Source organism: Streptomyces sp. NPDC088794, from assembly GCF_044750545.1.
Taxonomy (GTDB): Bacteria; Actinomycetota; Actinomycetes; order Streptomycetales; family Streptomycetaceae; genus Streptomyces.
Window position 1 is genome coordinate 255685 of the sequence record NZ_JBIVKB010000002.1, and the last position, 21249, is coordinate 276933.

General features: G+C 69.3%; 25 protein-coding genes. 4 read left to right on the forward strand and 21 right to left on the reverse strand.

Annotation, left to right across the window (positions count from 1 at the left end):
• Window positions 1-19: 19 nt before the first annotated feature.
• From ACIP6U_RS05725 to ACIP6U_RS05740, 4 genes are all read right to left on the reverse strand, one after another.
• Window positions 20-1054, reverse strand: a complete 1035-nt coding sequence (locus ACIP6U_RS05725) for a hypothetical protein (protein WP_401713485.1) — start codon at window positions 1052-1054, stop codon at window positions 20-22.
• A complete protein-coding gene (locus ACIP6U_RS05730; RefSeq protein WP_401713486.1) occupies window positions 1042-1695 on the reverse strand; it encodes a hypothetical protein in 654 nt (217 codons plus the stop codon). The genes ACIP6U_RS05725 and ACIP6U_RS05730 overlap by 13 nt, the downstream gene beginning before the upstream one ends.
• 223 nt (window positions 1696-1918) lie before the next feature.
• The gene (locus ACIP6U_RS05735; protein ID WP_401713488.1) at window positions 1919-2041 is read right to left on the reverse strand and encodes a hypothetical protein; all 123 of its coding nucleotides are present in this window, start codon (window positions 2039-2041) and stop codon (window positions 1919-1921) included.
• On the reverse strand, window positions 2038-2493 hold the full coding sequence (locus ACIP6U_RS05740) for a hypothetical protein (protein ID WP_401713490.1): 456 nt from the start codon (window positions 2491-2493) through the stop codon (window positions 2038-2040). The genes ACIP6U_RS05735 and ACIP6U_RS05740 overlap by 4 nt, the downstream gene beginning before the upstream one ends.
• Before the next feature lie 90 nt (window positions 2494-2583).
• Between ACIP6U_RS05740 and ACIP6U_RS05745 the strand changes: the two genes are divergently transcribed.
• On the forward strand, window positions 2584-2979 hold the full coding sequence (locus ACIP6U_RS05745; RefSeq protein WP_401713492.1) for a DUF192 domain-containing protein: 396 nt from the start codon (window positions 2584-2586) through the stop codon (window positions 2977-2979).
• Window positions 2980-2987: 8 nt separating this feature from the next.
• Here the strand turns inward: ACIP6U_RS05745 and ACIP6U_RS05750 are convergent, their stop codons facing one another.
• The 15 genes from ACIP6U_RS05750 to ACIP6U_RS05820 all read right to left on the reverse strand — a co-directional run bounded on the left by ACIP6U_RS05750 (window position 2988) and on the right by ACIP6U_RS05820 (window position 14938).
• Window positions 2988-3353, reverse strand: coding sequence for a hypothetical protein (locus tag ACIP6U_RS05750; RefSeq protein WP_401713494.1), 366 nt, complete (start codon window positions 3351-3353; stop codon window positions 2988-2990).
• Window positions 3354-3376: 23 nt separating this feature from the next.
• Complete coding sequence (locus tag ACIP6U_RS05755; protein WP_401713496.1) at window positions 3377-4024, reverse strand: OmpA family protein; 648 nt, start codon at window positions 4022-4024, stop codon at window positions 3377-3379.
• An 8-nt stretch (window positions 4025-4032) separates the two neighbouring features.
• A complete protein-coding gene (locus ACIP6U_RS05760; RefSeq protein ID WP_401713498.1) occupies window positions 4033-4623 on the reverse strand; it encodes a hypothetical protein in 591 nt (196 codons plus the stop codon).
• A gap of 30 nt (window positions 4624-4653) precedes the next feature.
• Complete coding sequence (locus ACIP6U_RS05765; protein WP_401713499.1) at window positions 4654-5316, reverse strand: pilus assembly protein TadG-related protein; 663 nt, start codon at window positions 5314-5316, stop codon at window positions 4654-4656.
• Complete coding sequence (locus ACIP6U_RS05770) at window positions 5316-5510, reverse strand: Flp family type IVb pilin (protein ID WP_401713501.1); 195 nt, start codon at window positions 5508-5510, stop codon at window positions 5316-5318. Before ACIP6U_RS05770 ends, ACIP6U_RS05765 begins: the two co-directional genes overlap by 1 nt.
• A gap of 148 nt (window positions 5511-5658) precedes the next feature.
• A complete protein-coding gene (locus tag ACIP6U_RS05775) occupies window positions 5659-6426 on the reverse strand; it encodes a response regulator (protein ID WP_401713503.1) in 768 nt (255 codons plus the stop codon).
• Between the two features lie 34 nt (window positions 6427-6460).
• Complete coding sequence (locus ACIP6U_RS05780; protein ID WP_401713505.1) at window positions 6461-8032, reverse strand: histidine kinase; 1572 nt, start codon at window positions 8030-8032, stop codon at window positions 6461-6463.
• A gap of 14 nt (window positions 8033-8046) precedes the next feature.
• Complete coding sequence (locus ACIP6U_RS05785) at window positions 8047-8934, reverse strand: DUF5936 domain-containing protein (protein ID WP_401713507.1); 888 nt, start codon at window positions 8932-8934, stop codon at window positions 8047-8049.
• A 24-nt stretch (window positions 8935-8958) separates the two neighbouring features.
• On the reverse strand, window positions 8959-9903 hold the full coding sequence (locus tag ACIP6U_RS05790; protein ID WP_401713509.1) for a type II secretion system F family protein: 945 nt from the start codon (window positions 9901-9903) through the stop codon (window positions 8959-8961).
• 9 nt (window positions 9904-9912) lie between these two features.
• Window positions 9913-11250, reverse strand: a complete 1338-nt coding sequence (locus ACIP6U_RS05795) for a CpaF family protein (protein WP_401713510.1) — start codon at window positions 11248-11250, stop codon at window positions 9913-9915.
• 12 nt (window positions 11251-11262) lie between these two features.
• The gene (locus tag ACIP6U_RS05800) at window positions 11263-11628 is read right to left on the reverse strand and encodes a TadE/TadG family type IV pilus assembly protein (protein WP_401713512.1); all 366 of its coding nucleotides are present in this window, start codon (window positions 11626-11628) and stop codon (window positions 11263-11265) included.
• 1 nt (window position 11629) lies between these two features.
• The gene (locus tag ACIP6U_RS05805) at window positions 11630-11956 is read right to left on the reverse strand and encodes a pilus assembly protein (protein WP_401714400.1); all 327 of its coding nucleotides are present in this window, start codon (window positions 11954-11956) and stop codon (window positions 11630-11632) included.
• Between the two features lie 65 nt (window positions 11957-12021).
• Complete coding sequence (locus ACIP6U_RS05810; protein WP_401713514.1) at window positions 12022-13305, reverse strand: CpaE family protein; 1284 nt, start codon at window positions 13303-13305, stop codon at window positions 12022-12024.
• A gap of 9 nt (window positions 13306-13314) precedes the next feature.
• Window positions 13315-14022 (reverse strand): Flp pilus assembly protein CpaB, encoded by a 708-nt coding sequence (gene cpaB, locus ACIP6U_RS05815; protein ID WP_401713516.1) that lies wholly within the window; start codon window positions 14020-14022, stop codon window positions 13315-13317.
• 64 nt (window positions 14023-14086) lie between these two features.
• The gene (locus ACIP6U_RS05820) at window positions 14087-14938 is read right to left on the reverse strand and encodes a hypothetical protein (protein ID WP_401713518.1); all 852 of its coding nucleotides are present in this window, start codon (window positions 14936-14938) and stop codon (window positions 14087-14089) included.
• A 266-nt stretch (window positions 14939-15204) separates the two neighbouring features.
• On the opposite strand from ACIP6U_RS05820, the gene ACIP6U_RS05825 reads away from it, so the two are divergent.
• The 3 genes from ACIP6U_RS05825 to ACIP6U_RS05835 all read left to right on the forward strand — a co-directional run bounded on the left by ACIP6U_RS05825 (window position 15205) and on the right by ACIP6U_RS05835 (window position 18877).
• Complete coding sequence (locus ACIP6U_RS05825; protein ID WP_401713520.1) at window positions 15205-16896, forward strand: chitinase; 1692 nt, start codon at window positions 15205-15207, stop codon at window positions 16894-16896.
• Window positions 16897-17006: 110 nt separating this feature from the next.
• Entirely contained in the window at window positions 17007-17519 is a 513-nt protein-coding gene (locus tag ACIP6U_RS05830; protein ID WP_401713522.1) for a SigE family RNA polymerase sigma factor, read from the forward strand.
• A gap of 104 nt (window positions 17520-17623) precedes the next feature.
• Window positions 17624-18877 carry a hypothetical protein gene (locus ACIP6U_RS05835; RefSeq protein WP_401713524.1) on the forward strand — a complete coding sequence of 418 codons (1254 nt, stop codon included), beginning with the start codon at window positions 17624-17626 and terminating at the stop codon, window positions 18875-18877.
• 48 nt (window positions 18878-18925) lie between these two features.
• Here ACIP6U_RS05835 and ACIP6U_RS05840 read toward each other — a convergent pair whose 3' ends face one another.
• Both ACIP6U_RS05840 and ACIP6U_RS05845 read right to left on the reverse strand, forming a co-directional pair.
• The gene (locus tag ACIP6U_RS05840) at window positions 18926-20248 is read right to left on the reverse strand and encodes an Nramp family divalent metal transporter (RefSeq protein ID WP_401713526.1); all 1323 of its coding nucleotides are present in this window, start codon (window positions 20246-20248) and stop codon (window positions 18926-18928) included.
• Between the two features lie 54 nt (window positions 20249-20302).
• Window positions 20303-21226: an anti-sigma factor RsbA family regulatory protein gene (locus ACIP6U_RS05845; RefSeq protein WP_401713528.1), complete on the reverse strand. Its 924-nt coding sequence runs from the start codon at window positions 21224-21226 to the stop codon at window positions 20303-20305.
• Between the last annotated feature and the right edge of the window lie 23 nt (window positions 21227-21249).

A 21249-nucleotide genomic window follows, 5' to 3' on the forward strand; every position in this document is an offset into this window, starting at 1 on the left:
GTGGAGTGGGTGGCCGGGGTCAGCGGTTGACGGCCTGGATCTCCTGTACGACGACGTTCTGGGTGGCGCCGAAGGTGCCGGGGTCGAGGTCGCCGCCCGGGGAGTTCGTGCCGGTCCAGTGGATCTCCCAGGTGACCGTGGCCCTGAGTGGGAAGGTGTCGTCGCCCGACGAGCGCAGGTACTTCACCCCGCAGGGTGGGGTCTTGCCGGCCTTGCCCTTGGCGTAGGGCTCGCCGATGCGGTCGCCGTCGAGCGGGCAGACGCCGGACGCGGGGTAGGTCTGGGCGTCCGCGGTGCCGGGTTCGATCTTCACCGAGACCGGTGTGGCGGTGGTCGTCGCGGAGATCTGCAGCAGCGGGACCCTCGCCGTGACCGAGACGGGCTTGAACTTGGCCGCGTCCAGCCAGGCCCAGGTCGGGAGGTTCACCTTCGTGGTGTTCGCCGGGGCGAGGTCCATCTTCGTGGAGGGGACGCGGATCTCGGCATAGGCGAGTTGGGCAAGCATCTCGGGCGTGACCGCCTCGGCGATGTTGGCCGGCGGGGCGTCGCCGGTGGCGACCCAGAAGTAGGGCTCCTTGCAGTTCAGCGCGGCGGGGTCACCCTCGCGGCCCTGAGTGACGTACGAGTCCCACCAGAAACCCTTGCCGGTCTCCTCCTTGTTGAAGTCCTTGTAGGGCTTGCCCTCTTCGTATGTCGCGCGCTCCTTGGCGTCCCACTCGTAGCCCGTCGAACCGGCTTCCCAGATCGGCTTGAGGTACTTCTCCAGTTGGGCGGGCGTGTATTTCGGGGCGTAGTAGCAGGCGGGTGGGGTCCAGGTCGTCGTGGAGGTGACCGGGCCCACGGATTCGCCGGAGCCGTTCTTGGAACGGTCGTAGACGACGGCTCCCGCGGTCGAGGTGAGCTTGTCGCCCTCGTTGCCGCCCTGCTCCTGGGTCTCGGAACCGGTGCCTTTTCCGCCGGGCACGAAATCGGCCCAGGCCGACGGGCTGGACGTGAACACCAGGACGCCTGCCATGACGGCGGTGCCGAGCGAGATCCTCGTTATGGCTGGCACTGAGCCGCCCCCCTTGTGGAAATGATCTGCGACGTCTGCCAGACACCGTCGGGGTTCTTGTCCAACGTGGTGTTGTAGAAGACGTAGCTGTTCTTGGTCACCGGCGTTTTGGAGACCTTCCCGGTCTTCTTGTCCTTGCTGAAGCCCTTGCTCTCGTCCGCGCAGAAGGTGAGACCGGCCGACGTCTTGCCCTTGAGCGTCACCTCGCGGTCGTAGTACCGGGCCGAGCCCGTCATCGTGGCCCCGGCGTCCTTGAACTCGGCGACCCACGACAGCGCGGATTCCAGCGCCTTGCCGGTGTTGTAGTAACCGACGGCCTCGCCCTTGGGATCGGTTCCCGTGATCGCGGCGTCGACGGCACGCATACGCTCCGCGTTGTCCGACAGCACCGCGTCCTTGACGGCGTCGCCGGTCTTCGCGTCCTCGAAGTCGAGCGTCAGGTCGGACGGCAGCGTGATCTTCGGGCGGTCCGATGCCGTCGACGTCGAGGGCGTCGGGGATGCCGACGGCTCCTTGCTGGTGTCGGCGCCTGCGATCTTGTCGTTCTTGCCGGAGCTGTCGTCGTTGCCGCATGCGGACAGCGACAGGGCCGCAGCGGCGGTCAGCGTGATCGCTGCGAGCAGTGTGGGGCGGCGGGTCACGGTCGGCTCCTGGTGGGGCGAGGCTTCTCTCGAGCGAACCAACGCTATCCAGCGGCATGGAGCGACACCAGGGTGACACCCGTCGACCCAGGGAGCGTATGAGGTCAAATCCCCCACACCCGGGACCACTTGAGTCATTACAGTTACATAACGCGCCAACGTGTTCACGGTGCAGCGATGTGAGCCGATCATTCCACTCATGAACAAGCAAAGGTGAATGTGTTCAGGGTTGGCACTTGTCGCCACCGCGCAGCGAAGTCAACTTCCCCACGACCCAGACGCCCTTGGCGTTCTTGCGGAGTTGCGTGGTGTAGAGGACGTAGTTGTCCTTGGAGGCCGGCGTCATGTCCGTCTTGCCGGTCTTGAGGCTTCGGTTGTAGGCCTTGTTCCGGTCTTCGCCTCGAAATGGCATTTGGCGCCGGGGATGCGGTCCTTGTAGTCCACGAATTCTTGGATGAACTTCCGGCTTCCCGCCGCAGCTTCACCCTCGGAGTAGTACCTGTACGCCTCACTGAGCGGATCCTGCTCGGCGATGGCCATGTCCACTGCCTTGATGAACTGCTCGCTGTCGGCCATCACCGCATCCTCGTCCTTGTCGCCCGTCTTCGGCCAATCGAAGGCGTACGAGAGGTCCGACGGCAGCTCGATCCTCGGGCGGTCCGACGCCGTCGACGTCGAGGGGGTCGGGGACGCCGACGGCACCTTGCCAGAGTTGTCGGAGGTGTCGGAGGTGTCGTCGTTGCCGCATGCGGACAGCGACAGGGCCGCGACGGCAGTCAGTGTGATCGCTGGGAGCACGGCGGTTCACGGTTGGCTCCTGTGGGGCGTTTCGGTGCGGGTACGTTCGGTTCGGACGGTAGGCGGGCGGGCTGGGTGGAGGTTCTGGGGATGGCGCGGCGATGGCCTGACGGGCGTGGGGAGTTGGTCGTGGGGGCGGACGACGGAGTGGGGGGTGTCTCCGTTCCGTTGGAGGTCGCGACCTCCTATCGGGCCCGTACCAAAGGGCTGTTGGGGCGGGATTCCGTCGACGGGGCGATTCTGCTGTCGCCCGCGAACGGCGTGCACACCTTTCGGATGCGAATCCCGATCGACGTCGCCTATCTCGACCGCCGCCTCAAGGTCATCGCCGTCCACACCATGAAGCCCGGGCGCTTGGGACTGCCCCGGCTCCGTTCCCGGCATGTACTGGAGGCGGAGGCCGGGGCTATGGCGGGGTGGGGGCTGCGGGTGGGCGGCACGGTCGAGGTGCGGGGGGACGTGGAGGGGGTGGGGGGCGGGTCCTGAGGGGTGTCTTACCGGAGCCGGATGACCGGGGCGGCGGACGATACGTCGATCACACCCCAGTCGCCCTCCACGTGGAAGGCCGAGCCGTTCCAGAACAGGGTGTCGAAACCGCCGTAGTCCTTGGAACCGGAAGCATCCACCGCCGGCGGAGTTCCCTGGCCCGACCACACCAGGTCGCGTACTTGGGGGAATTGGATCGTGGCTCGCGCATAGCAGGCCTGCTCGGTGGGGGCGGGCGGGTGGTAGGCCGGGTGTCCAGGGGTGAGGACCAGTTCGGCTTCGAAGGTGAGCGCGCCGGGAGTGGCGCGGATCTCCAGTACGAAGCTGTCCTCCAGGTAGACGTCCGCGAATCCGTCCAGCGTCTGGTATCTCAACTCCCGGTCGCCTCTCCGTCAGCTCAGCTCTCCGTCCGCGGGAACGACACCTCCACCCGGCGGTTCTTCTTACGGCCGTCCTCCGTGGAGTTGTCGGCGATCGGGTACTGCTCGCCGTAGCCGCGGACCTCGAAGGTGATGTTGGGGTCGTTGAGTTCCTGGTCGAGGACGTCCTGGACGGCGTTGGCGCGTTGGCGGGAGAGGACGTCGCCGTGGGCCGAGGAGCCGAGGTTGTCGGTGAAGCCGAAGACTCGGATCTTTGTGGCGTTCTGGTTCTTGATCTCCGTCGCGATGGAGGAGATGCGGGCTCTCGAGTCGGCGCTCAACTTCGCGCTGTTCTTGCTGAACAGGACCTCGGCCTGGAGGGCGAACTTGACGTCGGAGTTGGTGTCCTCGCGGCGTTCGTCGCCGCTCTGGTCCTCCACGACGGATTTGATGTCGAGGACCTTGGGGGTGGCGAGGGTGGCGCCTTCGGGGAGTTTGAGGTCGGGGTCGTTGGGGTCGACCTGGACGGGGGCGGAGGCGGAGGGTTCGGTGCCTGGGGGGACGCTGGGGGTGTCGTCCGCGTGGGCCCCCACCGCGCCGTAGACGTTGGCGGCGACCATGACGGTGGCCGCGGTGACGGCCACCAGCAGCCGTGGGGCCGTCGAACGGGTGTGGGTACGGGTCATTGCCGGCCTCACCCGGAGATCTTGATCGTGGCGCTGGAGAACGTCGGGAGCTGGAGGGAGACCTCGGTCGTGCTCGCCGGCGGCGCCGGGAACTGCATGAAGACCGAGAGCTCCTCGCCCGCCTTCAGGATCGAGAAGCCCGTGGTCGTCAGCGGGCGGCCCTCGGTGTCCCGTAGGACGTAGTAGCGCTTCTTCTCCTTGGAGTCCACGAGGGTGGCGCCACCCAACGACCTGCCGTGCGCGACGACTTCGGTCTCGTCCCCGCGCAGTGCGGACGGCACGGTCACCGAGTTGGCGCTGTCGTTCTTCAACGTGCCGTTCACGGTGACGAATCCGCCGGAGTCGCGGTCCGCGGAGGTGACCTGGAGGAACAGGCCGTCCGAGCCCTTCAGTTCGGCCAGAGGGTCGTCCGACTGGCCTTCCTGGGCGCTGGGGTCGGATCCGTCGTCCTTGGTGTCACCCTTGGAAGCAGAAGCCGTTGTCTCCGGCTTCTTGTCGTCACCGCTGCCGCCGCAGCCCGCCATGCCGACGGCCAGGCCGGCCGCGACGGTCAGTGCGACCATCCCCCTGCGAGCCCGCGCAGTGAACCGAATGCTCATGCTTCTGCTTCCTTCGTCACTCGTCGTTCGCTATTGGTCGGCCAGATGGACGTCGAACAGGTCCTCGGGGTGGGGAAGTCCGGTGAGGTGCTCCGGGTCCAGGTCCCAGAACGCGCCGTCGTCACAGGTGAGCCGTGGCAGCACGACGTCTTCCGCGTCACCGTCCCCCGGCTCGCCCTCTCCCGGATCGTCGTCCCCGGGGTCCTCGGCAGGGGGCTCCGTGGCAGGGGGGTCGAAGGTGCACAGGGACTGGATGACGGCGGTGGCGTCCGTGGTGGACTGCTTGTCCTCCGTACCGGGGATGACGGATTTCCCGACGGTCCGGTTGGTCCTCACCTGGACCGTGAAACCGAGCAGTCCCTGCGGTAGGCAGCTCAGCACGGTCGCGTCGTTCTGTGCCGCGAGCTGGTCCGCGCGCCCGCAGGAGGGTGCGAGGCCCCCGACGTCGCCGTCGAAGATGTCCTGCCACTTCGTCGGGTCGAGGACGTCCGCCACCCACAGGTCCGCGAGCTGGTCCCGCCTGTCCTGGGCCGCCGCGAGGGCCGCCGCGTCGGCGGCCGTCTGGGCTCCGTTCCGATTCGCCGCGGCCTGGCCGACCGCAAGGTACGCGAACGCGAGGAAGAGCAGGCCCCCGACCACCGTGATGTAGATGGGGAACGCCTGCCCTGCGTCGCCGAGGTCGCGCCTGCGCATCAGCCCGTGATGCGGCCGATCTGCGTGGTGATCGCGTCGGCGATCGTGCCGCCGAAGTCCGTGCTGAGCAGCACCAGGATGATCGCCACGACCACCGCGATGATGCCCAGGTACTCGACCGCCGTCTGGCCCTTGTCGTCGCGAGCGGCGCGGGTCCGCAGGTACGCGACGGTGGTGTTGATCCAGTTGCTCATGGTGTTCCCCTCCGGGTTCGGTGCCGGTGGCGCTGTCGTCACGAGAAACGTACGACGGAACACCCCGCCCGTCAGAGGGCCCCAGGGCCCAAATCCGGATCCGCTCCAGGCTCGGGACCCATGTCTTGCTCCCCTTCGTCCCCACCGGTCACCCCAATCCCCGTGCCGTGCCGAGCCACTTGGCGGCGGCCTCGGAGCGACTGCTGCTGTGGAGCTTGGCGAAGATGCGGTTGATGTGGTTCTTGACCGTCTTCTCACTGATGAAGCACATGGCGGCGATCTGCTGGTTGTTCATGCCGGACGCGATGAGTTCCATGATCTCCGCCTCCCTCGTGCTCAGTTGGTACCTCGACCGGTCGGGAGCTGCCGGACGGCCGCTCGACCATCCAGACGACGACTGTCCCACATCCGGTTGCACTTGCGAAAGGTTTTCTGAAGAAATAGTGGAGACAAGCGGCGAGGAGTACCTGAAACTGCCTGCGGGGAGGGGTTCTTGAGGTGGAGAGTGGATGACCACGGGGCGACTTGATCCGTATGCAATCGCACTTCCTACGATGTCCCGCACCGCCTCGACCAGTTGGTCCACCGTGAACTCGCCGTGGACCAGGTAGCCGGCAGCGCCCCGGCGCAGGGCCTCCTGGACGATCTCCGGCTCGCTGCTGTACGTGAGCATCATGACCGGAGCGATCCCGACCAGGTACGGAAGCGCCGAGAGGCCGTCGACGCCGGGCATGCGGACGTCCAGGAGGACGACGTCCGGGCGGAGTTGACGTGCCGCCTCGTACGCCTCACGGCCGTCGGCGGCCTCGGCCACGACCGTGATGTCCGCGCGGCCGGTGAGCAGGGCCGTCAGGCCCGCCCGGACCACCGGGTTGTCGTCGGCCACCACGACGCGCAGAGTCGTGTCGTCCGGCATGGGGCGGCCTCCTTTCGTGTCGTGGGGGGAGTTATTAGGGCGAGGCCGTGAGGGCGGCCAGCGGGAGTTCCAGGCGGACTTCCGTGCCCCGTTCGTGGTCGCCCCGGCCGATGCGGATGCGGGCGCCCACCGAGGCGGCCCGCTCGACCATGCCGACCAGGCCGAAGTGGCCCGTTCTGCGGAGTTGTTCGAGGGAGGCGTCGGGCGGGAAGCCGCGCCCGTCGTCGTACACGCTGACGCACAGCGACTCGCCGTGCACGCCCGCGCTCACGTCGACACGGGTGGGGCGCCCGTGCCGGTGGGCGTTCTCCATCGCCTCCGAGGCGATGGTGAGGAGTTGGCGGGCCACCGCGGGCGGCACGGGCGGCACACAGTGGTCGCCGGTGGGGCGGTAGTGGGCCGTCACTCCGGTGCGAGCGCCGAAGTCCCGGGTGCGGGCGGCCAGTTCGACCAGGACGTCGGTGGCGTGCTCCGGGTCGGACTCCCGGCGCAGGTCGGCGAGGAGTTCCCGGGACTCGGCGGCGGCTCTGCGGACCGAGCGGGCCACCAGTTCCGCCTGCTGTTTGACCCGCGCCGGGTCCACGCGGTCGGCGCCCGCCGACGCCACGAGACCCTCCGCGGCCAGGGCCACACCGTGCAGGGTCTTGGCCACCGAGTCGTGCATCTCCCGGGCGAGGCGGGCCCGTTCGGCGCTGACCGCCTCGGCGACGGCGAGACGGGCCTGGACCGTGGTCAGTGCCTGGGTGGCGGCACCGAAACGGAGCATCAGCAGCCGCAGGGTGACCCCCACGGCCCCGGTGATGACACAGAAGCCCGGCATGAGCAGGGCCTCGGTGACCGTCGGGTGGAGGTCCTTCGAACTCGCGTAGACCGTCACGAGGATGAGCCCCTGGAGGGACGCGAAGAGACCGGCGCCTCGCCAGCCGTAGACGAGGCCCGCGAGCAGCGGGGTGCAGACGCTGACGTACGCGAGGGTGCTGTCGGGGCCTGCGGCGACCAGGAGCAGCGCGGCGAAGAGCGTGTCCACGGCCAGCAGGGTCGGGTGCCGCAGCAGGAGGGAGCCGAAGCGCTCCCAGTCGCGGAACAGGACGTACGACCCCATGAAGGTGACCAGCACGGCCGCCGCCACCAGATGGGCCCCGAGGCCGGGGGCCGCGTTGAGGAGGGCGGCCGGGGCTGCCAGCGCGATCATGGCCAGGCGGAAGCCGAAGACCTGGCGGCACATCGCCTGAAGGGCGTTGATCTGGATGGGGATCGGCGGTGCGGCTGAGTCGGAGCCCACGCCACCCGCGCCTCCCCCGTCGTCAGGCGCGAGTGGGCCCTGCGGCGGCCGAGCGGCGTCGGCGGTCGCCGGAACGGGCCCTGGGACGGCTGCCGTCGCGGGCGGCCACGTCTCCCGCCGCGGTCCCGGCTGGGACGGCACCGCCCCGATCAGGACGTTGGACCTCTCCCAGCCCGGAGGCGGCGCCGGAGTCACCGACGTCGCCGGGATGTCGGCGGCGCCGGAGCGCACCTCGGGCGCGAGGACCGTGCCCGTGGGGGGCGTCGTGATCTCCGGTGTCCGCGGGCGCCGTCGCCGCAGGCGGGTATGCTCCTTCGTCGCCATGGCTGTCGTCCCCCCTAGTTGCCCGTGATCGTGCCGAAGTCCGTACCGGAGCCGAGGATCAGACCCGCGCCGAGCAGGATCATCGTGGCCGGGACCATGAAGGTCGTGATCACCAAGGTGGCCCTGGGGACCGCCCGGGCCGCCTTGCGGCGGGCGTTCTGCGCGTCCGTGCGGCGCATGTCCTTCGCCAGGGACACGAGCGTGTCGACGATGGGGGCGCCGAGTTCCTCGCCCTGCTGCAGCGCCGTCACGAACATCGCCACCTGCTCGGAGTCGTTGCGCTTGCGCAGTTCCGCGAAGGCCTCGCGGCGGCCCATGCCTAGGTCCATCTGACGCAGGGTGATGCGCAGTTCGTCCGCCCAGGGACCCTCGTACTTCATGGAGACCCGGTCCAAGGCCTGCCGGAAGCCGAGGCCGGCGCTCACCACGACCGCGAGGACGTCCAGGAAGTCCGGCAGCGTGCGCTCGATGACGTCCTTGCGGATGCGGATCGCCGACCAGATGCCGACCTCCGTCCAGAACGCGCCGAAGGCGAGGAGGAGGAGCGCCAGGAGGAGGTGCCCCTTCGTGATCATCACCAGAGCGCCGAATCCGCCCAGGAAACCGTAGACCGCGCGGCGGGCCGCGTAGCGGTTGATCGTCAGGCCGCCGGGGTTTCCCGCGAGGTCGATCTTGCTGCGGTACTTGGCGACCAGTTTGGGGCCCATCAGCCGCAGGATCGCCGGCGCGTACCGCATCCCGAGCCGGTCGACGACCGAGTCGACCGCGCCTGTGCGGGTGGAGCCGACCTCGAGGGCCAGTACCAGGTCGCTCGGCAGTTTCACGTCGGCCCGGTACATACGGATGCCCGCGAAGACGCCCCAGACGCTGAGACCCATCGCCAGTGCGAGCAGTAGTGCCATCGGTTGTCCTCCTTCCCGGTTTCCTCAGACGTCGATACGGGACATGCGACGGATCAGGATGAAGCCCACGGCATACATCGAGAACGCGATGATCACGGCAGCCTGGCCGACAGGCGATCCCGTCATGCGCTCCAGGGCTCCGGCCTTGATGCTGTCCATCAGAAGCAACGACCCGAGACCCAGCACAGGCACCGCATAAGAAGTCATATTCACCTGCGACAACTGCGTCCGAACCTCCCGTCGCGTCTCCTTCCGCTCCTCCAGCGTCTCCGTGAGGTTCCGCAGGGCCGTCACCACCTGGCCGCCCGCCCGGTTGGAGAGGACCAGCGTCGTGACGAGGACGACCAGTTCGCGGGACGGGAGGCGCTCCGCCATTTCGCCGAGCGCGTCGTCCATCGAGACGCCGAGGGCCAATTGGTTCGCCACCTTGGCCAACTCCTCACCGGCGGGAGCCTCCAGCTCCTCCGCCGCCATGCCTATCGCCGTGCGCAGCGCCAGCCCCGCCTGGGTCGCGTTGGCCATGATGCGGGCCAGTTCGGGGAGTTGGTTGATGAACTTCTCGATGCGTTTCTGGCGTTGCCAGTTGAGGAACTGGACGGCCGCCCAGATGCCGAGGAGGCCGGCGATCGGGCCGAAGAAGGGAGCCAGGGAGGCCTGGCCGATCAGGAAGAGGCCGACGACCACCGCGAGCATGTAGACGAAGAACTCGCCCGGCGTGACGTCCAAGCCCGTCGCCGCCAGGCGGAGTTCGAGTTTGCGGCCCAGTCGCGTACGCCGCACCCGGCGGTCCACGTTCACGAAGCGCCGGCGTCGGACGCCCGCCGGGATCTGGCCGGTGGCCGAGAGGCGGTCGACCAGGGCCTGGCGCTGGGCCCTGCCCTTTGTGTAGACGTGCAGGCCCACCACGGCGAGGACACACGTCAGCAGCGTGATGCCGGTGGTGAGCGTGACGAGCTGGTCCAGTTCCATCGGTCGGTCCTACCTGGCTTCTCGGGTGGTCAGCTGCGCCGCGGAGTTGGCCACTCCGAACGCCTGCGGGACGGGCTGGCTCGCCATGTAGAGGCGGTCGGCGGTGCGGCGCGGCAGGGGGGAGTACTCGAAGACGCCGTAGACCCGGCCGTCCGCCGCCATCGGCTGCGCGTGGAAGCGGGCCACGGTGGCCAGTCGGTACGGTTCGCTGCCGTGGCTGTCGAGGATCGCGATCTCGGTGATCCGGCGGGCGCCGTCGGCGAACCGGGTGAGCTGGATGATCACGTCGATCGCGCTGTTGATCTGGTCGTGCAGCGCCTCGAAGGGGACCTCGACCTCCGACATCGACGCCAGCGTCTTCAGACGCATCAGCGCGTCCTCCGCGCTGTTGGCGTGCACCGTGGCCAGCGAACCGTCGTGGCCCGTCGACATCGCCTGGAGCATGTCCAGGGACTCGCCGCCGCGGACCTCACCGACCACGATCCGGTCGGGGCGCATGCGGAGGGAGTTGCGGACCAGGTCGCGGATGGTGACCTGGCCCTGGCCCTCCACGTTCGGCGGGCGGGACTCCAGGCGGATCACATGGGCCTGCTGGAGCTGGAGTTCGGCCGAGTCCTCGATCGTGATGATGCGTTCCGACTCGGGAATCAGGCCCGAGAGGGCGTTGAGGAGAGTTGTCTTGCCGGTGCCTGTCGCGCCGGAGACTATGACGTTGAACTTCGCCTGCACCAAGCCCGCCAGCAGGTACACCATGTGCTCGTCGAGCGAGCCCAGGCCGACCATCTCGTGCAGCGTGAACGAGCGCGGGAAGCGGCGGATCGTGAGGGTCGCGCCGGTCAGGGACAGCGGCGGGATGATCACGTTCACGCGCTCACCGGACGGGAGACGGGCGTCGACCATCGGATTCGACTCGTCCACCCGCCTGTTGACCGTCGACACGATCCGCTCGATCGTCTGCATCAGCTGGTCGTGGGACGGGAAGCGCAGCGGGAGTTGCTCGACCCGGCCGCCTCGCTCGACGAAGATCGCGTCCGGGCCGTTCACCATGATCTCGGTGATCGACGCGTCCTCCAGGAGCGGTTCGAGAATGCCCAGGCCCAGTGCCTCGTCCACGACCCGGCGGATGAGCTGCGAGCGTTCGACCGTCGACAGGACCGGGCCCTCGCGGCTGATGATGTGCCCGAGCACGCGTTCCAGGCGGGCCCTTCGCTCGGCCGCCGCCAGCGAACTCATCTCCGCGAGGTCGATCTCCTCAAGGAGCTTGGCCCGGTACGACGCCACCAGGTGGCCGTCCTCGCCCCGGCTGCCGTTCTCCTCCGGGGTGTTGATGCGGGACCGCAGACTCATGGTGCACCTCGTTCAGTGGTCGAGCGGCATGGTGGCGGTCTTCTGCGCGGGGTCGAAGTCCCAGCCCGGGACGATGGACGGGATCTGGACGGTGGCGGTGACGGTGACCGTGTCGGCGCCGTACGCCTCACCGCAGTTGATCTGGTCCGCGAGCCAACTGCTCACCGCGTTCTCGCACCCCGTCTGCGCGCTCTCCCGCAACGAGGCCGCCCGCGCCCCGGCCCGGGCCGCGGTGCCCGCCTGCTGCGCGGTGTAGGCGATGAGCCCGATCTGTACGCCGGCCATCGCGACCAGGATCAGGACCGGGATGAAACCCAGGTACTCGATGGCGACTTGGCCCAGGTCACGCCTGCCCTTGTGTTCATGGCCGTACGACATCTCAGTCCTTCACCTCCTCCACCGCACCCGCGTGGCCCGTCACGTCGAAGGGGAAGCCGATCGCGCCGGGGAAGAGGACCGGGACGTGAAGGATGACGGTGGCCCTGACATAGCCGCCACTGGTCTCGCACTGCACCTCGCCGCCCCACGCGTTCGGGAGCTTGTCCAGACCCGCCTGTTGACAGGCGGCATCCCTCGCACCGCCCGGCGCGACCTCCGTCCCCGCCCGTACCGCCTCGTCCGCAGCATTCCCCGCCAGGGTGAACGTGTATCCCAACAGGACGAACTGCCACACCAGCACCAGCGTGACGATGATCAGCGGGGTCATGCCGAGCAGTTCGACGCTCACCTGACCCGCGTCCCGCCGGACCGTCGACAGCGCCGCCGGCCCCCTCACCGCTCCAGCTCCTTGCGTCGCCGCAGCGTCAGCGCGCTCCGGTCGCCGCCGCGGGAGCCGCCCTTGGAGCCGCCCCGGGAGCGGCCGTTGCGGTGTTGGGGGCCCTCGGAGCCCTTGACCAGGCCCAGTTCGCCCGCCAGGGTCCACAGGGCCTGCTTGACGGTGCTCCTGTTGTCCAGTTCGTGGACGCGGCCCGCGTCGACCGCGCTCTGGAGTTCCTTGAAGTTGGCGGGGATCACGGTCGCGGCGAGGCCGGTGCCGGTGATCTTCTGGATCAGCGGCGGCTGGATCTCCGTACCGCGGGTGTGGCGGTTGACGACGACGGTGGTCTCCTCGGCCTTGCGGACCTGGAGGCGGTCCCACATGCGGACGGCGCGCTTGGCGCCGCGGACGGAGACCACGTCGGGGGTGGTGACCAGGAGCGCGGTGTCGGCCATCTCCACGATCGCCGCGCCGGCGCCGCTTAGTTGGGCGCCGCAGTCGACGACGACGACCTCGTAGCGGGAGCGCAGGGCGCCGACGATCTGGCGGGCGGCGCGGTCGGTGACCTCCTCGCCGCGTTCGCCGTCGGCGGGGGCCAGCAGGAGGGTGAGGCCGGTGTCGTGGCGGAAGACGGCGTCGGCGAGGACGCGCGGGGTGATGTCCGTGATGGTGGCGAGGTCGACGACCGAGCGGCGGAACTGGACGTCCAGGTAGGAGGCGACGTCCCCGGTCTGGAGGTCCATGTCGAGCAGGACGGCGCCGCGGCCCGACGCCTGGGCGGCGAGGGCGATCTGGATGGCGGTGGTGGTCGTGCCGACTCCGCCCTTCGCGCCGCTGACCGTGACGACCGTGCCGCCGACGCCGGTGAACACGTCGCCGGCGGCGCCCAGATGCCGGCGTACGCCCACCGACCACTGGGCCACCGCGTGCACCCGGCTGGCGAGTTCCTCGTAGCCCAGCGGCAGGGCGATCAGGCCGCGGGCGCCGTAGTCCATGGCGGCCTGGAAGAGGCCGGGGCTGACGTCGGAGGTGACGAGGATGACGCCGACGGCCGGGAAGCGCAGGCTGACCTCTCGGACGAGTTCCAGGGCGGGGACGGGCCCGATGCGCTCGTGCACGACGACGACTTCGGGCAGTTCGTCGATGGACTCGGTGGCCAGCCGGGCGAGGGTGTCGATGAGCTGGGTGGAGTCGGTCACCGGGGCGACCGGTTCGGCGTCCGGCAGCTGGCTCAGCAGTGTGGTGAGGGAGCGGACCGCGTCCACGTCGCCGACTGCCGGGAGGATCCTCGTGGGCATGGCGGCCTCTCACTTGTCCTTGGCGAGTTCGTAGGTGCGGTCCTGCTCGGGCACCGTGCCGGTCTCCCCCGGCGCGACCAGCGCGAGCCGTACCCGCTTGGCGAAGGACTCGGCGTACGTGATCCGCTGGGCGTCCAGCGCGGAGAGCGCGAACGTGATCGGTACGGCCTCGGTGGCGTCCCGGGTGCGGTCGTCGGCGTCGGGCTGGAGCGGGGTGAGGTCGCCGACGTCGAGGACGGACGCGTTCGTCACGATGATCTTGGAGAGGTCGGGATCGCCCTCCCGCTGGCCCTCGAAGGTGGCGTACACGTTGACCTTGGAGCCCGCCGTGATCTTGCCGGCCACGCCCGTCGCCGCGTCGATCATGATGGCGACCTCCTGCTGCCCGGGCTGGAGGGCGGGCTGGTCGACGATCATGTCGCTCTGCAGCAGGGAGCCCTGCTTGAGCGTGGTCACGGCGATCTTGTCGCGGATGTCGGCGAGATCGGTGACCGCGTTCTCCGACAGCCACCGCTTGGGCATCTCGGTCTTCTCGAACTGGGCCGAGGTGAGCCGGGTGTACGGCTTGATGTCCTTCTTGACCTCGTACGCCGTGACCTCGGGGCCGACCTTGGACTTCACGTCGTTGATGACGGACAGCACGCCGGCGAACGCGCCCAGGGCGCAGAGGACCGACAGAAGCAGGAGTAGCACGCCGCGGCGCTGACGGGAGTTCATGAACCGTACAACCTCGTTGGGGGGCTCGGTCGAGCGGAATCGGGGACGGGAGGCCGGGGGCGGTTCAGCCCGCGGGCAGTTGGTTCTCGTGGACGGGTGAGACCGGCGCGGTGGCGGAACAGAAGACGCAGCGGTCGCCGATGACGTCGATGCCGCACCAGTGACAGCTGCCCTGCCGGACCGACGTGACCAGCTGGTAGAGCACCGACAGATCCGGCAGATAGGCGGCGAACTCGACCAGCTTCCCGGTCTCCCACCACACCGCGGACTCGGCGGGCAGCGCGGTCTCCCGAAGCCCCTGCACGCTCCACTGCTTGGCCAGGGTCGCGGTGACCCAGTCCGACTGCAGCTGTCCCTTGGCCACTTGCATCCAGGTGCCGAACTCGGGGCCGGCGAGGGTGGCCCCGGGACCGATCTTCACCAGTTGCGGCTCGGGATGCGCGAGGGCGGCGAACTGGCTGCCCGGCACCCACGACTTGGCGTGCGACTTCAGCGGGACGGGGACCCGGTCGAGCCGCGCGACGGAGCCGAGCAGCGCGCCCGCGTGGATGTAGTGCGTGAGCAGCCGGCCCGCGGAGGCGAGCACCCCGGGACTGAGGTCGCAGGAGGCCAGCTGTCTCAACTGACGGGCCAGGACGGCGAGTCCGAGCGGGGGCAGTTCGGGACGGAACAGGGCGATCCGGTCACTCTCCAGCAGACCGCGGATGGTGAGCAGTCGCCGCACCACGGCGTGCGGGGTGGCCTGCGAGTACACCACGATGAGATGCCCGTGCTGGTCCAGCAGCGACTGGACGGTGAACAGCGCCTGGTCGAGGGGCTGTTTGTCCAGGTCCGGCAGGACGACAGCGGGCAGCGTCCGGTCGTCGTGCGGCGGCAGCGCGAGGTCTGCGCCGGTCACGGCAATGGCAGTTGGCACGCCCGCTCCCCGTGTTACGCCGTCGGCGGACCGAGATCACTCCGATACACCGAGTTGACTTCACTGCGTGACTACCTCAGCACTGTAACCACGCCTCTGTGACCGGAGAACAGCGTTTCTGTAGCTGGTAGGGAACTCGCCATGCACAAGACGCGCCAAAACGGAGCAGGTTGGTCATCTTGCCGCTCCCTGTGGAGCGAGTCGACCTTCCCCCAAGTTGGTCTGGACCTCTTGACAGCCGGATTGGTCTGGACCAGCTTATTGTCATGTCCCCACTTAGAAGATCGGCACGGCTCTGGTCGGGAGTCGTCACCGCTGCCCTCGCCCTCTCCCTCGCGGGCGCGGGCCAGGCGTCCGCCGCGGACGTCAACAACGCCAAGAACGCCGGCTACGAGTCCGGCCTGAGCAACTGGACCTGTTCGGCGGGCAGCGGCACCACCGTCTCCTCGCCGGTGCACGGCGGCGCGGCCGCGCTCAAGGCGACGCCCGCCGGGCAGGACAACGCCCAGTGCACCCAGTCGGTCGCCGTGAAGCCCAACTCGACGTACACGCTGAGCGCCTGGGTGCAGGGCGGCTACACCTACCTGGGCGTGACCGGCACGGGCACCACCGACGTGTCGACCTGGACGCCCGACTCCACGTCCTGGAAGCAGCTGTCGACGACCTTCACCACGGGTGGCTCCACCACCTCGGTGACCGTCTACACGCACGGCTGGTACGGCCAGGCCGCCTACTTCGCGGACGACCTCTCGGTGTTCGGCCCCGACGGCGGCGGTGGCGGCGACCCGGCCCCGACGATCCCCGCGGCGCCGGCCGGCCTCGCGGTCTCGGGCACGTCGTCCTCGTCGGTCTCCCTGGCCTGGAACGCGGTCTCCAACGCCACCGGGTACAACGTCTACCAGGGCGGTACGAAGGTGACGTCGGTGACCGGCGCCTCGGCCACCGTGACCGGCCTCGCGGCCTCCACCTCGTACTCCTTCCAGGTCACCGCGACCAACTCGGCCGGTGAGTCGACCAAGTCGGCGACCGTGACCGGTACCACCACCGCGACCGGCGGCGGGGGCGGCGGCACCCTGCCCAAGCACGCCGTCACCGGCTACTGGCAGAACTTCAACAACGGGGCGACGGTCCAGAAGATCTCCGCCGTCCAGTCGCAGTACGACATTATCGCGGTGTCCTTCGCGGACGCGACGGGCACGCCCGGCGCCGTGACCTTCAACCTGGACTCGGCGGGTCTGGGCGGCTACACGGTCGACCAGTTCAAGGCCGACATCAAGGCGAAGCAGGCGGCCGGCAAGAAGGTCATCATCTCGATCGGCGGCCAGAACGGCACGGTGTCGATCAACGACTCGACCTCCGCGACGAACTTCGCCAACTCGGTGTACTCGCTGATGCAGACGTACGGCTTCAACGGCGTCGACATCGACCTGGAGAACGGCCTCAACGCGACCTACATGTCCCAGGCGCTGCGCTCGCTGTCGGCCAAGGCGGGCTCGTCGCTGATCATCACGATGGCCCCGCAGACCATCGACATGCAGTCGACGTCGAACGCCTACTTCCAGACGGCCCTGAACATCAAGGACATCCTCACGGTCGTCAACATGCAGTACTACAACAGCGGTTCGATGCTGGGCTGCGACGGCAAGGTCTACTCGCAGGGCTCGGTGGACTTCCTCACCGCCCTGGCCTGCATCCAGTTGCAGGGCGGCCTCGCCCCCTCGCAGGTGGGCCTCGGCCTGCCGGCCTCGACCAGCGGCGCGGGCAGCGGCTATGTCTCGCCGACGATCGTGAACAACGCGCTGGACTGCCTCGCCAAGGGCACCAACTGCGGTTCCTTCAAGCCGTCCAAGACGTATCCCGACCTGCGGGGTGCGATGACCTGGTCGACGAACTGGGACGCCTCGGCGGGCAACGCGTGGTCCAACTCGGTGGGCGCGCACGTGCACGCCATGCCGTAAGGAGAAGAGAAGAACGAAAACGGTGGGCCGGGGGATGAAACATTTCCCCCGGCCCACCGCATCAATGAAGTGAGTACGGTGCCGAACGGCGCCGTGGGAGGGGGGCTCGGATGAGACAGCGCCGGGCGGAGGAGTACGCGGAGTTCGCCTCGGCGCGTGCCGGGCATCTCTACCGGTCCGCCTGTCTGCTGACCGCCGGGGACACCCATCTCGCCGAGGATCTCGTGCAGGAGACCCTCGGGCGGCTGTACATCAGCTGGGGACGGGTGTCGCGGGTCGGGAATCCGGCGGGGTACGCGCAGACGGTCCTGACGCGGACGTTCCTCGCGCACCAGCGGCGGCGCAGCAGCACCGAGCGGGCCACCGACGTGCTCCCCGACCTGCCGGGGCGCGCCTTCGACGGGGACACCTCCCTGCGGCTGACCCTGCTGGAGGCGCTGGGCCGGCTGCCCGCCAAGGACCGGGCCGTGGTCGTCCTGCGCTACTGGGAGGACCGCTCGATCGAGGAGACCGCCGACGTGATGAACACCAGCTCGGCGGCGGTCCGCACGCGCTGTGTCCGGGCGCTCGGGCAGCTGCGGGAGCTGCTCGGCAAGGACCTCGGCGAGTACGCGCGCCCCTGATCACCGCGTCCATGAACACCACGTCCATGAACACCGGCGTTCTCGAACACCCCCTCACTTCAAGCTTCTTCACTTCACCCCCTTCGCGAAACGGTGGTTCCGCCATGCCCGTCGAACAGCACAGCGATCCCTTCGAGGAGATCCTCGCCGCCGGTCTGAGAGAGGCCGGCGACGCCTTCGAGACCGACCGGGCCGCGCTCGTCGCCGCCGGTTCGGTGCGCGGGCGCCGGCGTCTGCTGCTGCGCCGGGCCGCCGTGACGGGCGGCGTCGCGGGCATCGCGCTGGTCGGCGTGGGCGGAGCGCTGCTCCTGCCCGACGCCGGCACCACCCTCCAGAACCAGGCCTCGGCGACCTCGCCGGTCTCCACGACCGCGACTCCCGGCAAGGACACGCGCGGTCTGGACGTCGGCTCCTCACTGGCCAAGACGCTCGAAGGGCTGTTGCCGAAGGGCGAGTTCGACCAGATGGCGACCTGGGGCGTCGAGGGGTCGTCGGCGTTCACGGGCATCGTCTACGACGACGGCAAGGGGGCGTCGGCCATCGGGCTGACCATCGGCCGTGTCGACCCGGAGAGCCAGGAGGCCGCCCAGTTCACCCAGTGCCCGGGCAAGGCGCTGACGCACTACGACGCCTGCCGCACCGAGAAGCTGGCCGACGGCTCACGGCTCATGATCTACCAGGGCTACGAGTATCCCGACCGGCGCGTGGACACCAAGTGGTGGTCCGCCGAACTCGTCACACCCCAGGGACACCACGTCACCCTCAACGAGTGGAACTCCGCCGCCGAGAAGGACTCGCCGATCACCCGGCCCCAACCACCGCTGTCCCCGGCACAGTTGAAGAAGATCGTCACCGCGTCCGTCTGGCGCGACGCCGTGGACTCGCTGCCCGCGGGCTCCACGAAGCCCGCGACCCCGTCGGGCCCGACGGCCACCGTCGTCGAGGGCGAGCCGGTCGTCACGACGCTCAAGAGCCTGCTGCCGAAGGGGTTCAAGGTCACCGAGACCGGCCCCGGTGAGGACGTCGGGTACGGCTACCTCGTGGTCGACGACGGCAAGGGCAAGACCTTCGTGCAGGTCAACGTCCAGCCCGACATGTCCGATGTCGCGGACGACCTCTTCGGCGCCGGCTCCGAGACCCTGCCGGACGGCACCAAGGTCGCCGAGCACCAGGGGCCCGGCGAGAAGGGCGGCGAAGGGGTCGTCATGTGGACGGTGGACACGATGCGGCCCGACGGCTACCGGGTGGTGATCAGCGCCTTCAACTCCGGTGCCCAGGACACCCCGGCGACCCGCGCGACCCCGGCCCTGACCATGGCGCAGCTCCGCGCGATCGCGCTCGACACCACGTGGTTGTAGCCGGGCACGCCCCGGGCCGGAGTCCGGGGCGTGCCGGGAGACTCCGCGTCAGAAGAAGTCCGCCCACGGCTGGTCCCAGACCTGCTTCACGCACAGCACCAGGAACAGCACCCCGGCCAGTGCCAGCATCGCGTTGCTGAGCGGTCCGTTGCGCCATTCGGCCGGGGTGCGGCTGGAGTTGAGGAGCCAGATGAGAGTGGCGGCGAGGAAGGGCAGGAAGGCCGCGCCCAGGACGCCGTAGAGGATGATCAGGCGGAAGGGCTGGCCCTGGAAGAGCAGGACGATCGGCGGGAAGGTCAGCCACAGCAGATAGGCGCGGAAAGGCCAGGAGCGTTCGCGGGCGCCTGAGGCGACCTCCTCGCCGCGGACCGTCGACCGTGCCCGGGAGCGGGCCACGAAGTCGGCGAACATCAGGCTCACGCCGTGCCAGACGCCGATCAGTGAGGTGAAGGAGGTGGCGAAGAAGCCGATCAGGAAGAACTTGGCCGTCGCCGAACCGTATTCGGCCTCCAGGATGTCGCTCAGCTGGATCAGGCCCTTGTCGCCGCTGGCGATGGCCACGTTCGCGGAGTGCAGCAGTTCCGCGCCGACGAAGAGCATCGCGACCACGAAGATGCCGGTGGTGGCGTAGGCGACGCGGTTGTCGAACCGCATCACCTTCATCCAGCCGGTGTTGGTCCAGCCCTTCGCGTTGACCCAGTAGCCGTACGCGGCCAGCGTGATCGTGCCGCCCACCCCGCCGATCAGGCCCAGGGTGTTGAGGATCGAGTCCTTCTCGTCGGGCAGGACGGGCAGCAGCCCGGCGAAGGCGTCGCCGAGGTTCGGGGTGACCCGGATCGCGAGGTAGACGGTCACCACGAACATGACGCCCACCAGGACCGTCATGACCTTCTCGAAGACCTCGTACTTGTTGAACCAGACGAAGACGAGTCCGACCAGCCCGCAGGCGATGCCCCACCATTCGAGGTCCATCACGTGCGGGAACAGCGCCTGAAGGGGCAGCGCGCTCGACGACATCGCCGCCGCGCCGTAGACGAAGCCCCAGATCACGGCGTAGACGACGAAGAACCAGGTGGTCCAGCGGCCGAGGCTCGCCCAGCCGTCGAACAGGGTGCGGCCGGTGGACAGATGCCAGCGTCCGGCCGCCTCCGCGAGGGAGATCTTGACCAGGCAGCCGACGATCGCCGCCCACAGGAGGGTGTAGCCGAAGTTGCTGCCCGCGATGAGCGTGGCGACCAGGTCACCGGCGCCGACGCCGGTGGCCGCGACCACGATCCCGGGTCCGATGTACCGCCAACTCGATTTACGTGGGGTGGAGTCGATGCCGGATGCTGCCTCGGTGTCAGTGGGGTTTCCCGTGGTGTCCGTCATGTGGGTCAAGAAAGCGCAAAGGGGCGCCTGGGGCAAGAGGGCCTGCACGTACGGCTATCCGTACTGGAGTCGGACCGTGGCCCCTTTCGAGTCGTCGCGCACGTCCACGTACGCGCAGACCTGGCGGGTGAACCACAGTCCCTGCCCGGGGTCCAACTCGCCGCCGGGCGGCGGCACGAAGCCCGCGAGGGGGTCCTCCACCCGCCGCTCGGCGCGCAGTTCGCAGACGACGGCGGGCGCCCGGCCCCACAGCAGCGCGCCGGTCACGGGCCCGAGCGAGGCCAGCGCGGCGGCGACGGCCTCGGCGAACAGCTCCGCGTCCGCGGGCGCGAGCCCCAGGGCGGCGGCCCGGGTGCGTACGGCGGCGGGGTGGGGCCGCGGGAGCAGGGCCGCGCAGGCCGTGGGCGGTCCCTGTGCCACGGCGTCGAGTTCGGCGGCGAGGACGACCGGGTCCGCGTAGACACCGGTGTCCGGATGGGCGCGGCGGGCCGCTCCGACGATGGCGGCACCGGCGGTGCGGGTGTCGTACGCGCACAGGACCGTCGCGGCCGTCGGCGCGAACAGGAGGTTGGCGAGGGCCTCGTAGCGGATCCACTCGGCGGTCTCACGTGTCGAGCGTCCGGCGCGTCCGCCCCAGTCGGGCTCCATGAGGAGCCGGCAGTGGCCCTCGGGTGCGGCCCGGGAGTCGAGGTGACTCGCCAGCTGGGCGACGGCGTTGGCGGCCGAGCCGGTGTACCAGTCCGCGTGCGGGACCAGGCGCACGTGCCGGGCGTCACCGCCGAGGGCGTCGCGCAACAGGTCGAGCCGTTCGGGGCCGGCGACGGCCACCGGCGGGGGTTCGCCCGGCGCGGCGAGGCCTTCGGCGAGGAAGGGCAGGGCGGCGGCCAGGAACGCGTCGTCCGCGGCGAACACGGCCATGCGGTGGTCGAACGGGCCGTGGTCCGGCGGGCGTTGATCGGACGAGGAGGTGCGGGTCATGGTTCTCCTCCGGCTGGGGGGTC